At 58.9% G+C, this 12804-nt stretch carries 18 protein-coding genes, 2 tRNA genes and 1 pseudogene; 8 read left to right on the forward strand and 13 right to left on the reverse strand.

Features of this window, described 5'->3' with window-relative positions; translation table 11 throughout:
- Window positions 1-117 precede the first annotated feature (117 nt).
- Entirely contained in the window at window positions 118-1245 is a 1128-nt protein-coding gene (locus ACSQ2Z_RS19000) for an adenylate/guanylate cyclase domain-containing protein (RefSeq protein WP_436083125.1), read from the forward strand.
- A 181-nt stretch (window positions 1246-1426) separates the two neighbouring features.
- The gene (locus ACSQ2Z_RS19005; protein ID WP_436082637.1) at window positions 1427-1828 is read left to right on the forward strand and encodes a hypothetical protein; all 402 of its coding nucleotides are present in this window, start codon (window positions 1427-1429) and stop codon (window positions 1826-1828) included.
- Window positions 1829-1921: 93 nt separating this feature from the next.
- Here the strand turns inward: ACSQ2Z_RS19005 and ACSQ2Z_RS19010 are convergent, their stop codons facing one another.
- Entirely contained in the window at window positions 1922-2200 is a 279-nt protein-coding gene (locus ACSQ2Z_RS19010; RefSeq protein WP_436082638.1) for a hypothetical protein, read from the reverse strand.
- Between the two features lie 82 nt (window positions 2201-2282).
- Here ACSQ2Z_RS19010 and ACSQ2Z_RS19015 point away from each other — a divergent pair, with 82 nt between their 5' ends.
- The 3 genes from ACSQ2Z_RS19015 to ACSQ2Z_RS19025 all read left to right on the forward strand — a co-directional run bounded on the left by ACSQ2Z_RS19015 (window position 2283) and on the right by ACSQ2Z_RS19025 (window position 3548).
- The gene (locus ACSQ2Z_RS19015; RefSeq protein ID WP_436082639.1) at window positions 2283-2615 is read left to right on the forward strand and encodes a helix-turn-helix domain-containing protein; all 333 of its coding nucleotides are present in this window, start codon (window positions 2283-2285) and stop codon (window positions 2613-2615) included.
- 205 nt (window positions 2616-2820) lie between these two features.
- Window positions 2821-3069 carry a helix-turn-helix domain-containing protein gene (locus ACSQ2Z_RS19020; protein ID WP_436082640.1) on the forward strand — a complete coding sequence of 83 codons (249 nt, stop codon included), beginning with the start codon at window positions 2821-2823 and terminating at the stop codon, window positions 3067-3069.
- Between the two features lie 146 nt (window positions 3070-3215).
- Complete coding sequence (locus ACSQ2Z_RS19025) at window positions 3216-3548, forward strand: helix-turn-helix domain-containing protein (protein ID WP_436082641.1); 333 nt, start codon at window positions 3216-3218, stop codon at window positions 3546-3548.
- Window positions 3549-3740: 192 nt separating this feature from the next.
- Here ACSQ2Z_RS19025 and ACSQ2Z_RS19030 read toward each other — a convergent pair whose 3' ends face one another.
- The 12 genes and pseudogenes from ACSQ2Z_RS19030 to ACSQ2Z_RS19085 all read right to left on the reverse strand — a co-directional run bounded on the left by ACSQ2Z_RS19030 (window position 3741) and on the right by ACSQ2Z_RS19085 (window position 10798).
- On the reverse strand, window positions 3741-4019 hold the full coding sequence (locus ACSQ2Z_RS19030) for a helix-turn-helix domain-containing protein (protein WP_436082642.1): 279 nt from the start codon (window positions 4017-4019) through the stop codon (window positions 3741-3743).
- Window positions 4016-4338, reverse strand: a pseudogene (locus ACSQ2Z_RS19035) (type II toxin-antitoxin system RelE/ParE family toxin). Before ACSQ2Z_RS19035 ends, ACSQ2Z_RS19030 begins: the two are co-directional and overlap by 4 nt.
- Before the next feature lie 277 nt (window positions 4339-4615).
- Window positions 4616-4691, reverse strand: a tRNA-Phe gene (locus tag ACSQ2Z_RS19040).
- Window positions 4692-4878: 187 nt separating this feature from the next.
- The gene (gene yacG, locus ACSQ2Z_RS19045) at window positions 4879-5085 is read right to left on the reverse strand and encodes a DNA gyrase inhibitor YacG (protein ID WP_436082643.1); all 207 of its coding nucleotides are present in this window, start codon (window positions 5083-5085) and stop codon (window positions 4879-4881) included.
- Window positions 5086-5089: 4 nt separating this feature from the next.
- Complete coding sequence (locus ACSQ2Z_RS19050) at window positions 5090-5710, reverse strand: Maf-like protein (RefSeq protein WP_436082644.1); 621 nt, start codon at window positions 5708-5710, stop codon at window positions 5090-5092.
- Window positions 5711-5761: 51 nt separating this feature from the next.
- Window positions 5762-5980: a translation initiation factor IF-1 gene (infA, locus tag ACSQ2Z_RS19055; protein ID WP_037119817.1), complete on the reverse strand. Its 219-nt coding sequence runs from the start codon at window positions 5978-5980 to the stop codon at window positions 5762-5764.
- A gap of 162 nt (window positions 5981-6142) precedes the next feature.
- Window positions 6143-6559 carry a low molecular weight phosphatase family protein gene (locus ACSQ2Z_RS19060; protein WP_436083126.1) on the reverse strand — a complete coding sequence of 139 codons (417 nt, stop codon included), beginning with the start codon at window positions 6557-6559 and terminating at the stop codon, window positions 6143-6145.
- 68 nt (window positions 6560-6627) lie between these two features.
- Window positions 6628-7098, reverse strand: coding sequence for a UPF0262 family protein (locus ACSQ2Z_RS19065; protein ID WP_436082645.1), 471 nt, complete (start codon window positions 7096-7098; stop codon window positions 6628-6630).
- The gene (gene hisD, locus ACSQ2Z_RS19070) at window positions 7095-8399 is read right to left on the reverse strand and encodes a histidinol dehydrogenase (protein WP_436082646.1); all 1305 of its coding nucleotides are present in this window, start codon (window positions 8397-8399) and stop codon (window positions 7095-7097) included. Before hisD ends, ACSQ2Z_RS19065 begins: the two co-directional genes overlap by 4 nt.
- Before the next feature lie 64 nt (window positions 8400-8463).
- Window positions 8464-8904: a DUF2948 family protein gene (locus ACSQ2Z_RS19075; RefSeq protein WP_436082647.1), complete on the reverse strand. Its 441-nt coding sequence runs from the start codon at window positions 8902-8904 to the stop codon at window positions 8464-8466.
- 104 nt (window positions 8905-9008) lie between these two features.
- Entirely contained in the window at window positions 9009-10301 is a 1293-nt protein-coding gene (murA, locus tag ACSQ2Z_RS19080; RefSeq protein ID WP_436082648.1) for a UDP-N-acetylglucosamine 1-carboxyvinyltransferase, read from the reverse strand.
- 263 nt (window positions 10302-10564) lie between these two features.
- Window positions 10565-10798: a hypothetical protein gene (locus ACSQ2Z_RS19085; RefSeq protein WP_436082649.1), complete on the reverse strand. Its 234-nt coding sequence runs from the start codon at window positions 10796-10798 to the stop codon at window positions 10565-10567.
- Between the two features lie 156 nt (window positions 10799-10954).
- Between ACSQ2Z_RS19085 and ACSQ2Z_RS19090 the strand changes: the two genes are divergently transcribed.
- The 3 genes from ACSQ2Z_RS19090 (at window position 10955) to ACSQ2Z_RS19100 (ending at window position 12546) form a co-directional block, all read left to right on the forward strand.
- Window positions 10955-11029: transfer RNA gene (locus ACSQ2Z_RS19090), tRNA-Thr, on the forward strand.
- A gap of 239 nt (window positions 11030-11268) precedes the next feature.
- Window positions 11269-11781, forward strand: a complete 513-nt coding sequence (locus tag ACSQ2Z_RS19095; RefSeq protein ID WP_436082650.1) for a hypothetical protein — start codon at window positions 11269-11271, stop codon at window positions 11779-11781.
- Between the two features lie 480 nt (window positions 11782-12261).
- Window positions 12262-12546, forward strand: coding sequence for a hypothetical protein (locus ACSQ2Z_RS19100; protein ID WP_436082651.1), 285 nt, complete (start codon window positions 12262-12264; stop codon window positions 12544-12546).
- Window positions 12547-12804: the final 258 nt, after the last annotated feature.

Below are 12804 nucleotides of genomic sequence, written 5' to 3' on the forward strand. Positions count from 1 at the left end.
CGCCGACGATCATGACGGGGTGTAGTTATGCAAATTCCATCCAGCGCCACTGCCGGCCTGCGTCCCGGGAGCGCAGACCTGCTGCCAGGCGACAGAAGCGGCATCTTCGAATGGCTGATGACCGAGACGCGCGACGAGCGTTTCATCGACAATATCTTCGTGGAGATGTGCGACAAGCTCATCGAAGCCGGCGTGCCGGTCTCGCGCGGTACGTTGCATTTCCGCATACTTCACCCGCAATGGCTCGGCGCCCGTATCCTGTGGCTGAAGGGCATGAAGGAAGCCGAGATCCGCACCTTCGGCTATGGCGTCGAGGACACCGCCCAATATCAAAACAGCCCGATCAACGAGCTCAACAGCGGCGCGACCGTCGTGCGCCAGCACCTTGAGCCAGGATTCGGCAACGCATCACCCTACCCGCTTTATGACGAACTGCGCGCCGAGGGGCACACCGACTATGTTGCCTGGCACCTGAAGCACACGCTGGGCAAACGCCATATCATCACCTTCGCCAGCGACAGGCCGGGCGGCTTCAGCGATGCCGAAATTGCATTCCTGGCCGATCTGCTGCCCGCTTTTGCCCTTGTCAGCGAAATCCGCCTGAAAAACCGTCTAGCGCGCACGCTTCTCGAAACCTATGTCGGCCCGCATGCCAGCGAGCAGATTCTCGCCGGCGCGACAACCCGCGGCAGCGGCGTGACTGTCGGGGCGGCAATCCTGATCTGCGATCTGCGCGACTTTACCGCCATATCCGACATGTGGCCGCGCGATGACGTCATCGAACTTCTGAACGGTTATTTCGATGCGATGGCTGAACCGATCGAGCGGCACGGCGGTGAAATCCTGAAATTCATGGGCGACGGCCTGCTGGCGATCTTCCCGCTCCGCAATCCCAGTGCGTGTCATGATCTGCTGAGCGCCATCCGCGAAGGCCAGGCCGCAATGACGGCGCTGAACGAGGAGAACCTGAAGAAGGGCCACGAACCTCTCGGATATGGCATCGGCGTCCATGTGGGCGACGTCATGTACGGCAATATCGGCTCGCGCAGCCGCCTCGACTTCACCGTCATCGGTCCGGCGGTCAACATTGCCTCGCGCCTGGAAACCCTGACCAAGGAACTCAAGCGCCCCGTCCTTCTGTCGCGCGCCTTCGTCGAGATGGCGGGATGCCAGGCTCAATTGGAGGATCTGGGCTTACATGCGTTGCGAGGGCTTGGCGAACCGATCAAAGTGTTTGCATTTTAAGCGGACCGGAAAACGCACGACATCCAGTGAAGAGAACAGCGTCCGCACGAAGAGCCCCGGGGTGGTGGGCGGACGCTCCTCCAGCGCGAGTGGTTGGCAGCGATGCCCCCAATTTTGGCTATTCTCGGAAAATCCAGTTCAATGCTAATATTAGCGTGGTAACAAATAGGGGGAATCCGGAATGCCGCGCGTCGCTCAGCTTTATTTCAGAACAGCCATCATCTTCCTGATCATCGGGATTTCCATGGGCCTGCACATGTCCATCGCAGGCGATCATAGTGCGATCGGTGCCCACGCTCATTCGAACCTGCTCGGATGGGTCACCATGGCGCTTTTCGGCGGATACCACGCCCTCAATCCGGCCAAGGCAGAACGCCGGATCGCGATGATCCAATATGCCGTCTATACGACCGGCGTGGCTTTGCTGGTGCCGGCGCTCTACCTCATGCTCACTGGAAACCCGTCGCTGGAGCCCGTTGTTGCAGTTGCATCATTGATCACGTTTGCCGGCGTATTGATGTTCGCGGTGATCATTTTTAGCAGCGGGACTGCCGCAGAGCGCCCGGCTGCCACGGCGCATTAGCGTCATCTATCTTCGCCAAGACGCCGGCAGCGACCTATTCTTCAATCGTGTCGCTCCCTTGGCGCGTGCGCTGATGTCCGCATGGCCTGCCGGTTACTTACGGATGCCCCTGCGTTCCAGCTCCTTGCGCACACGCCGCCACTTGCCTTGTTCGAAGTTCTCAGAGTAGCGCCAAGCGCGGTCTTCTTCGATGGCTGCAAGTTCTTCGGCGCGGTCACCATAAGCCGTGGCCAGTTCATCGGCCACGCGCGCGATCTCGGAGTGCGGGATGAACAGTGGCCGGATACGGCCTTGCCACTCCACCCAGAGGAAGACAGCGAGCGCGAAGCCGACGATAACGAAAAGAGGTAGATAACTGGCGCTGACTGGCATTAAGGATAACCACAAAATGAAGGGTTCCACGACGCCACAATGTACATAGACCCGTGGTATTTGTCAGGAACAATCTGTTCCTATGGAATCATTTGCGGCGAATCTGAAAAAGCGTGCGTATGAGCTTGGACTATCCAATGCTGAGGTCGCGCGTCGTGCGGGACTTACTGAGCGTCGATACGGCAACTACATCACGGGCCGCAGAGAGCCTGATCTAGCGACGCTAGTGCGAATAGCTAACGTATTGGAAAGCACTCCGAATGCGCTGCTGGATTTCGAGAAGGACGCAACTCCACGGACAACTGGTGATCTGCTCAAAGCAAAAATCGCATCTGCTGTAAATGCGTTGAAGGATAGTGATCTTGAGGTAGTGGCAATAGCAATCGAGGCTGTGGCGAACCATCGGACGAGATAATCTGAGATTTTCCCTGACAACTCCTTTGTGGTCATCTTAATAAATAGATCGTCTTGAGCAGACAATGGAGAAGTAAGGCGCATAAGGCGAAGTCGAAAGCTCCATGCTGCACTCCATGGAGACATGCAGCAATATATCCCATACTGGGATAATTCTAAATCGGGATTATTCCGTCCGCTTCAGAAATCCTTGGGCTTCGGAGCGCGTGACAAAATCCACCCACACCCCCGAGTACCAGCGCCTCATCGCCATCCTCACCGATGCGCGACACAAAGCTGTGCTGACCCAGCAACAGGTCGCCGACAGGCTGGGTAAGCCGCAATCCTATGTGGCCAAGGTCGAGGGTGGAGAACGCCGAATTGACGTCGTTGAGTTCATCATGTTGGCGCAGGCGATGGGTCGCGAGCCGACAACGCTTTTTCGGATCGTACTCGCTGAAATCGATAAACCATAGCCCGTCTCGGACGGATAGAAGCCATAAGCAATCAGATGACAGAAATTTTGAATACTGTAATAATATTGCATATTTCTGATTTTCAGCAATAGCCTTAAATCGCGGGGTCCTAAAGATGACGGTCCCTTCAAAACGGAGGGTAGCGTTTGGAACTCAGAAAGATTTTCGGCAGCAATGTCCGCCATCACCGAAAGGCATTAAGCCTGACGCAAGAAGCACTTGCCGAAAAGGCCGACATTTCGATTGAGATGATGGGACGCCTTGAACGTGGCGAAGCCTCACCATCGTTCGAGACCGTTGAAAGCATCGCGAAAGCCTTGAGCCTTCCTGCCATTGCCTTCTTCGGTTCCGGCGCTGTTATTGCACCTGAAGGCGAACGAGGTCGCCTACTTCATCGAGTCAATGCGGCGCTGGCAAACATGAATGAAGACGACCTCGCGCGTGTTACACGCATGCTGGAAGCCTTCGCCGGCAAGTGACCTTGGGCTTTCCCTGGAGCGGGAATTTTTTGCAGCTTGTCGTGTAAATACAAGGCATTCCGGGCGCGGAAAGCCGCTCAGAGAGCGCGCGCTCGCGGGCCACAGTTACCGATCAAATTGACGGCCGAGATTTTCGACAGCGGTTTCAGGAAGCTCCGTCAGAAGTCGCCGAGTTGGCGACTGCATATGCCGTTACTGTTGAACGAGATTGATTTCCAGCTTCGCGCCGGTTGCCTCGGCGTAGCGCCGCAGCGTGACGAGCGAGGGCGATACACCGCCGCCTTCCAGCCTGGCGATGGCCGATTGCGTGGTGCCGATACGGCGCGCCACCTCGGCCTGAGACAGCTTGGCTTTGGTGCGGGCGCGAACCAGCGCTTCGACGAGTTGGAATTCGGCGTCGGCCTTCTCGTATTCCTGCCGGAATTCCGGATTGTCCATCAGCCTTTTCTTGAGATCTGCTATCTTGGTCATGACCGTAGCTCCTTCAGCCGCGCTCTGGCGATTTCGAGGGCGCCCGCCGGCGTCTTCTGGGATTTCTTCACAAACACATGCAGGACGATCACCTTGCGGCCGGTCACCGTCACATAGATGCCACGGGCTATACCTTCCGCCGCCTTGGCGCGCAGCTCCACAGCTTGCCGTCCAGATGCTTGACATGCGGTTCGCGCAACTGCTCCAGCCCAACGGCTTCGACCGCTTCCATAAGTCGGATCAATCGGGCTTGAAGACCGGGCGGCAAGGCCTCGATCTCGGCATCTGCAGCCTCAAGGGTTTCGACCGACCATCTCATCGATGCTATATAGCGAATATGATATTATTCGGCAAGGACAAAAGCGTTCCGGGCGAGAACGCTGTCCGAGAAAATATCGCAGGTGACGACATTCAATGGTCGACATTTGTTCTCTTGCGCGAGGACTTGAACCGCGCCAGGTTTGCCGGAGGCCATTGTCTATTGTCCTTGCATTGCCCCCGCATGCCGCGTGCCATTAGGACGACCCAAACGCGTCCTACGCAGCCACGCCCACTACGCGACCACATCACAACAATTTGATTTTCTTGAGGAAAAATGGTGCCCGGAGGCGGATTTGAACCACCGACACGCGGATTTTCAATCCGCTGCTCTACCAACTGAGCTATCCGGGCATCCCTGCTTTTAAGCAGTGGTTCCGCTTGAAGAACCGTGGGGCGGTTGGTTGCGCCCCGGAAGCGAGCGGGGTTATAACATCTTGTTCGGCGGTGTCCAGCACCAAATGACGTTTTTTCGACAGGAAAATGTCATTCGTCGCAAATATTTGAAAAACAACGGATATCCGCGAAATTTTCGGTCGCGTTATTCCACTTCGTTGGCTTTCGATTCGTCGTCGGCTACCGGAATTGCATAGGAACCTTTGAGCCATCTGTTGAGATCAACGTTACGGCAGCGGTCGGAACAGAAGGGGTAGTGTTCGCGGTGCGATGGGCGCCGGCATTCCGGGCATGGCACGATCTTGCGAAGCGGCGCAACGTTCGATGCGCCCTTATTTCCTTCAGAACTCATGGCCTCAGCCCTTCATCCAGCTCTCATGCACGTCATAACCTTCGCCCATAAGCAGGCTCACGGTCTCATACAGTGGCAATCCGACGACATTAGTATAGGAGCCCACCAGCTTGACGACGAAGCTGCCGGCGATGCCCTGGATGCCATAGGCGCCCGCCTTGCCGCGCCACTGGCCCGACGCGAGGTAGCTGTCGATATCGTGGCTCGAGAGCCGCTTGAAACGCACCTTGGTGTCGATGACCTTCTGGCGCACCGTCTTGTCCGGCGTGATCAGGCAGACGCCGGTATAGACCCGATGGCTGCGACCGGAAAGAAGATGCAGCGCGCTCGACGCTTCACTGACCAGTTCCGGCTTGCCGAGAACGCGGCGTCCAACGGAGACGACGGTATCGGCGGCAAGGATGTAGCTCCCTTCCCAGCCGGGCTCACCCTTGATAGCGGCAAGCGCTGCCCGCGCCTTCTCGGACGACAGCCGCCAGGCGAGTGAGCGCGGGTGCTCGGTGCGCTTCGGTGTCTCGTCGAGATCCATCGGCATCAGGCGCGCCGGTTCGATGCCCGCCTGCGCGAGCAGTTCGATACGCCGCGGCGAACCGGAGGCCAGGATCAGCTTGTGTGTCAACGCCATCGCAACAGGGCCATCGATCTCGAGTTTTGCGGCAAACAGGGCGCGCCGCGCTTATTTGAAGCGATAGGTGATACGGCCCTTGCTCAGGTCGTAGGGCGTCATTTCGACAAGCACCTTGTCGCCGGCGAGAACACGGATACGGTTTTTGCGCATGCGACCGGCCGTATGGGCGATGATCTCATGCTCGTTTTCAAGCTTGACGCGGAACGTCGCGTTGGGAAGCAATTCGGTGACTACGCCCGGGAATTCAAGGACTTCTTCTTTCGCCATGTAGGGTATTTCTTTCTGTGCTTCTCTGTGGACGCTGCCCGCGCCCTTCAAAATTTGGCGGAAACTACACAATCGCCGCGGTTTTGTGAACAGCAGCGGCCCGTCTTTTCCGGTTTTGCCATCTTTTCCGGTTTTACCATCTTTTCCGGTTTTACAGGGGCGCTATGCCATCTTGTCCGGCATTTGTCCAAGCAAACGATGCTTGAGCAGCATGGCAATGTGATTTCGAACGTCACGATAGGCCGCAACGATCTGCTCGCGCGTGCCTGTCGCAACCGTCGGATCCGGCGTCGGCCAATAGACCACATCGATCGCCATCGACCGCGTCAATTCCAGCGCCGCATGATGCGCCTCCGGTGCAAGCGTGACGATCAGATCGAAATAATCGTCCTCAAGTTCGTCCAGCGTATGTGGCTGATGCCGGCCGGCCGTCAGCCCGATCTCCTCCAGCACCACATCCACGAAGGGATCGCGCTCTCCTGGCCTGACACCGGCCGAGGCCACATAGGTCCCCGCTGGCAGCATCGCTCTTGCCAGCACTTCGGCCATCGGCGAGCGGATAGCATTCATTCCGCACATGAACAGCACCGACTTCGGCGCTTTCCCGGTCTGCTGCGGCAGGTTGGGGGACGCTGCGACCGCCACGGCTATCCCCGCCAATAGAGCACGCAGACGAGCGTGAACAGGCGCCGTGCGGTGTCGAAATCCAGCTTGATCTTGCCCGACAACCTGTCCATCAGCGTCTGCGAGCCTTCATTGTGAATGCCGCGACGCCCCATGTCGATTGCCTCGATCTGGCTTGGCGTCGAGGAGCGGATCGCCTGGTAGTAACTTTCGCAGATCATGAAATAGTCCTTCACGATCCGGCGGAACGGCGTCAGAGACAGGATATGGGTCGCTACGCCAGTGCCTGTCTCGGTGGTGATCACAAAGACCAGTTTGGAATCGATCAGCGACAGGTTGAGCCGGTAGGGGCCTCCGGCATGGCCGGCCGGCTCGAAAAAATTCTCCTCGATCAGATCGAAGATCGCAACCGCCCGCTCGTGTTCGACGTCGGGCGTCGAGCGGCCGATGGTCTCATCCAGCACGACATCGCAGAGGCGGTGACTGCCCGTCATCCCTCGCCCCCGAGATTGAGGCGGATGGCGACCGAGCGCGCATGCGCTTCCAAACCTTCGGCGCGCGCAAGCGCAATCGCTGCGGGCCCAAGGTCACGCAACTGATCGGAACCGAGGCGCAGGATCGATGTGCGCTTCATATAGTCGAGCACGCCGAGGCCGGAGGAGAACCGGGCGGAACGCGCCGTTGGCAGCACATGGTTGGAGCCGCCGACATAATCGCCGATCACTTCCGGCGTATGGCGGCCGACGAAGATGGCGCCGGCATTGCGGATTTTCGGGATCATCGCGTCGGCATCGGCGAGCGCAAGTTCCAGATGCTCGGCGGCGACGCGATTGGCGAGCGGCACCGCCACGTCGAGATCAGGCACGAGGATGACCGCGCCGAAATCACGCCAGCTGGCGCTTGCGGTCTCGCCGCGCGGCAACGTGCGAAGCTGGCGCTCGACGGCCGCCTCGACAGCCGCGGCAAGGGGCGCGTCATCGGTGATCAGGATCGACTGGGCGCCGACGTCATGCTCTGCCTGCGCCAGAATGTCAGCGGCAATCCAGTCCGGATCGTTGTCACGGTCGGCAATAATGAGCACTTCGGATGGGCCGGCGATCATGTCGATGCCGACAGTTCCGAAGACCTGGCGCTTGGCGGCCGCGACATAAGCGTTACCTGGCCCCATGATCTTGGCGACCGGCGCAATGGTCTTGGTGCCATAGGCAAGGGCGGCGATCGCCTGGGCGCCGCCGATCCGGTAGATTTCCTCGACGCCGGCCATGCGGGCGGCGGCCAGCACCGCCGGATTGATGACGCCGCCATTGGCGGGCACGACCATGACGATACGCTCGACACCGGCAACCCTGGCCGGCAGCGCATTCATCAGCACCGAGCTTGGATAGCTCGCCGTACCGCCCGGCACGTAGAGGCCGACGGCATCGATCGCCGTCCACCGCGAGCCGAGGCCGACGCCCATCGAATCCTCGTAGATATCGTCCTTCGGCCGTTGCCGGATGTGATGCGCCTCGATGCGAACCGCAGCGACCTTCAGCGCGCCCAGAACCTCGGAGGGAACCATCTCGATCGCCGCGTCGATCTCTTGCGGGGTGACGGCCATGCCGGTCACTGTGAAATCGAGGCCGTCGAATTTCCGCGTATAATCGGCCAGCGCCGCATCGCCGCGAAGGCGCACGTCATCGATGATCGCCCGCACAGTCGCATTCACGTCGTCCGAGACTTCCCGCTTGGTCGTCAGAAAGGCGGCGAACTGTTCTTCGAAGCCGGGCGTGAGATAATCAAGGCGGATGGCCAATGGAGAAAATCCTCGATGATGGTCTAAAGAAGCGTGCGACTATAAGCGGCCGGCGGGCAGGAGATCAGGCTCCGGCCGGATGGCGCGGCATGAAACCGGTTTCCCATGCGCCGCCGGTATCTGCAAGCTGAACCTCGATACATTCCACATCGAGCGTGACCGAGGCGCCGCCGGCGAGGACGAATTCGACGGTTCCATCCGGCCCCTCGCCGTTCTGCCTGAACTGGATAGCCAGCAGCAACAGCACCTGTTCGCCATCCCGGCGATCAAACCCGATCGAGCGGACGGCGTTGACGCGCTTGAAAAGAAGCACGCTGCGGCAGCGCTCGAAGGATTTGCCGCGCCCTTCCGCCGTTTCCCAGACAAAACGGTTGATCACGAGCGACAGCTGGCGTGAGCGTCGCGCATAGGCGAGACCCGATACCTTGAAGACCGCGTCCTGCACATGGGCCGAAACGATCGCGAGGTCTTCCTGATCCAGCCCCATCAGCTTCAATGCGTCCATGCCATCCATCCCTTCACCTGTCGCCAAAGGCGGGTCAGTCATGACAAAGGAGATAAGATGCCGCTATCGAATCCGCAACAGCAAGTGGCGTCGCAAGCGGTCGATCAGTCGCTCACGCGCTCGACCTTGGCGCCGCAGCGATTGAGCTTTTCTTCCAGCCGTTCGAAACCGCGATCGAGGTGGTAGACGCGCGACACCATGGTCTCGCCTTCGGCCACCAGGCCGGCAATGACCAGGGACACGGAGGCGCGCAGATCGGTCGCCATGACCGGTGCACCCTTCAGGCGCTCGACACCCTCGATCTTGGCGGTCTGGCCCGACAGCGAGATTTTCGCGCCGAGACGCGCCAGTTCCTGCACGTGCATGAAGCGGTTTTCGAAGATGGTCTCGGTGATATGCGAAATGCCGCTCGACTTGGTCATCAGGCCCATGAACTGCGCCTGCAGATCGGTCGGGAAGCCCGGGAAGGGATCGGTCACGACGTCGACGGGCTTGATGCCGCCGCCATTGCGCACGATGCGAAGGCCCGTCTCGGTTTCGGAGATTTCGGCACCGGCGCGGCGGATGGCTTCAAGTGCTGTATCGAGCAGCTTGGCGTTCGTGCCTTCAAGCACGACATCGCCGCCGGTCATGGCAACTGCCATGGCATAAGTGCCGGTCTCGATGCGATCCGGCAGGACGCGGTGGCGCGCACCCGACAGCGAGGTGACACCCTCGATGGTGATCGTCGATGTGCCGGCACCGGTGATTTTCGCGCCCATGGCGTTGAGGCAGCGGGCAAGATCGGCCACTTCCGGCTCGCGCGCGGCGTTGCCGATCGTGGTCGTGCCATTGGCAAGCGTCGCTGCCATCATCATCACGTGGGTGGCGCCGACCGAGACCTTCGGGAAGACATAGCGCGCACCGATCAGGCCGCCCTTCGGCGCCGTCGCGTTGATGTAGCCGCTATCGATCTCGATCGTGGCGCCCAGCGCCGCCAGGCCCTCGATGAACAGGTCGACCGGCCGCGTGCCGATGGCGCAGCCGCCCGGCAGCGAAACCCGTGCCTTGCCCTCACGCGCCAGAAGCGGGCCGATTACCCAGAAGCTGGCGCGCATCTTCGAAACCAGCTCATAAGGCGCAGTCGTATCGACGATGTTGCGCGAGGTAAAATGGATCGTCCGCGAATAGCCTTCACTCTGGCGCTCGCGGCGGCCATTGACGGAGATGTCAGCGCCATGATTGCCGAGGATGCGGATCAGTTGCTCGACATCGGCAAGATGCGGAACATTCTCTAGCGTCAGCGTGTCATCCGTCAAAAGCGAGGCGATCATCAGCGGCAAAGCGGCGTTCTTGGCGCCGGAAATCGGGATGATCCCGCGAAGTTCATTGCCGCCGGTAATTCTGATGCGATCCATAGGGTACCTTACGGGCGCCGCCCGCCTTTCCTGACATTCCGTTCTTTAGAGATTGGCGCCTCCATAAAGGAAGTGCCGTGAAATGAGAAGCAAATTGAAACGATGACGGCGAAGCGCATCCGGATGGATGAAAACCGACATCTGCACGCTGACATATAGATCTCGCCCGCGCAGCCGTGGATCCGGCACGCCGGACCTGAAAGAATAACCCTGCCTTCCATGCGGATCCGCATCCGAACCCGATCGATGGTGATGAAGGCCGATTATTCCGTCGATTCGTCCGATTTTGCGGCAGGAAGCCCGGATGTTTCATCGGCATCGCCAGCACGCCGCGCCCGCCCCTGCTGCTTGCGCCGCAACAGGTTTTCCCGCAACGTCTTTGCCGCCCGCTCGCGGCGCGCCTCCGCCTGCCGCCGCGCCTCCTGGCCGCGCTCCCCCTTGCCTGATCCCTGCGGCCTGGTATCGTTCTTCCGTTTCTGATCGTCTTCATCTTGCATGAGCGCTGAAATACCGCAAATCCGCATGGCCGGGAAGCGTTGCCGCTGTTTCTCCCAACCTGTCCCACGAAATATGAGATTTGCGGCTTGCGCTTCGCAACAAGCTATGGCAATAGGCCCTCGCTCGCGCCGGACAACACTGATCCGCCGCACGATGCTGCTATAGCTCAGGGGTAGAGCACTCCCTTGGTAAGGGAGAGGCCGAGAGTTCAAATCTCTCTAGCAGCACCAGTTTTCTCTTAACTTTTAATACGTGATGCGGAACCAGCAGCGACGAAGAAGCCCCGCATGAATGCGCGGAAGATTCCATGAATTGCACGGCTGAACCGTGCAAAAGCCATGCACTTTGTTCTCATCTGTTCTCGTAGCGAGCCTGGCAACCAGTTGAACCTGATGGGCCACGATCTCGATTTTTTAATGTGTCTCACTGTAGAGATTGTCCACAGTGCCCCTGATCGAGGAAACCTGCCGTGAAATTGTTCGACTGGCTGATAGGATATAACCCGGCGCCGAAGGGCGTGGACCGCCAATCGACGGCAAAGCTTCGCAATGATCTTCTCGCTATCAATAGAAAGACTGCGCCGTTCATCGTTCGTGACGGCAAGCCGGAAGGCGTCGATCTCGTCGCTGAATGGAAGATCGTTGATGCCCGCTGGTACGAACTATTTGCCAAAGCCGGGCTGCAAAAGGTGTTCAAGGTGTTGATGAAATTCGATGCTTCCAATTGCGAAGTCCGCGCCGTCGATCAGGAATGGTCCGTCGAATGGCGCGCCGGCGTGCCCACGCTTGCGTTGAGCGCTGATGCGTTTCGCGGTCGAAAGTGGGAAAAAAGCTTCGGAACGGCCTTCGCCTTCAAGGAAGATTTGTCCTACGGCAAGGTTTACGAATATCACTTCGATACCGCTGAAATAAAGACGCCCCTAATTGACGCCGCTCATCAAGCCGGCTGGGGTTGGAGAGGCGTGGCGTTCGGGAAGTTATGAGCCAGCGTCTAAACCGCGCCACCCTGCCTGCGACGAACTCCACTCCGGCTGAGTTCAGAGCCTTGGTCGGAAGCGAGGTCAATCCGGGGACAACATCGCGCCTTACTGTCAAGAACTCTCGGGAAGAGCACCACTTGTTTGGCCGAAGTTATCAAGCCTACTGCGGTCCACGGGGCGTACAACCCGGCGATATTAGAAACATTTCTTGAAGATGCGACGCGGCTATTACTCGCTATAGCGAAGTAAGCCAGTTCGGATACCCCTAGCAGCACCAGTTTTCTAACTATAAATAACAATAATCGGTACCATTTGCTTGCTGTTATTCGCGTCTGTTCTCATCGCGATGGCAAAGCTGTTGATCCGCGGCTAGCTCCAACCCGCAAATCGAACTCGCGGGGTGAACCGCGGAGCCCGCATTGACGCGCGCGCGACGGAACAAATTAGCGTCTCCTTATGTTCTAGAACAAAAAGGAGGATACGATGAAAATCGACCACGACGTCGCCATGGCGCATTATGCCTGGACGATAAAAACGCACGGCCGGCGGGCCGTTCGCAGGGTCACCACCCTCCCGGAGCTGCACGACGTTCTGCAAATACTGAAGCTGCCGGGAATTGCCCCGCCGGAATGGGTCATCAAAGCAGCGTGGCGCGATCAACGCGGCGGACGCGGCCGCTATGTCCACAACGAAGGCGGCAAGGATGAATGGTCGCTCACCTGGATGAAGGTCGATGACACATCGGAACCGGGGGTTGAGCCACATTAAAAAAGCACGGGAGGGGGATGCTAACCGGAAAAAATAAGATGCGTGCCTTCAAGGGTGTAGCAGATCGGGTTGTCCGAGGACGTCAATCCATACTCGCCCGGAGAGCGCCGCAGATGTCGCGTGATTGTGGGGAATAAACTGGCGTTCTGCCATACATCTGGCCATAGTACCGCATGAGGCAGATAAGCCAAAGGCAGCGCCGTGCGCATTCTCTACGTCTACATTGCGATGTGCGCAATTTTGAGTGGGCTCGCCATA

Origin of the sequence: Pararhizobium sp. LjRoot235, assembly GCF_964254145.1 — a bacterium.
In the GTDB taxonomy this organism is placed as follows: Bacteria; Pseudomonadota; Alphaproteobacteria; order Rhizobiales; family Rhizobiaceae; genus Pararhizobium.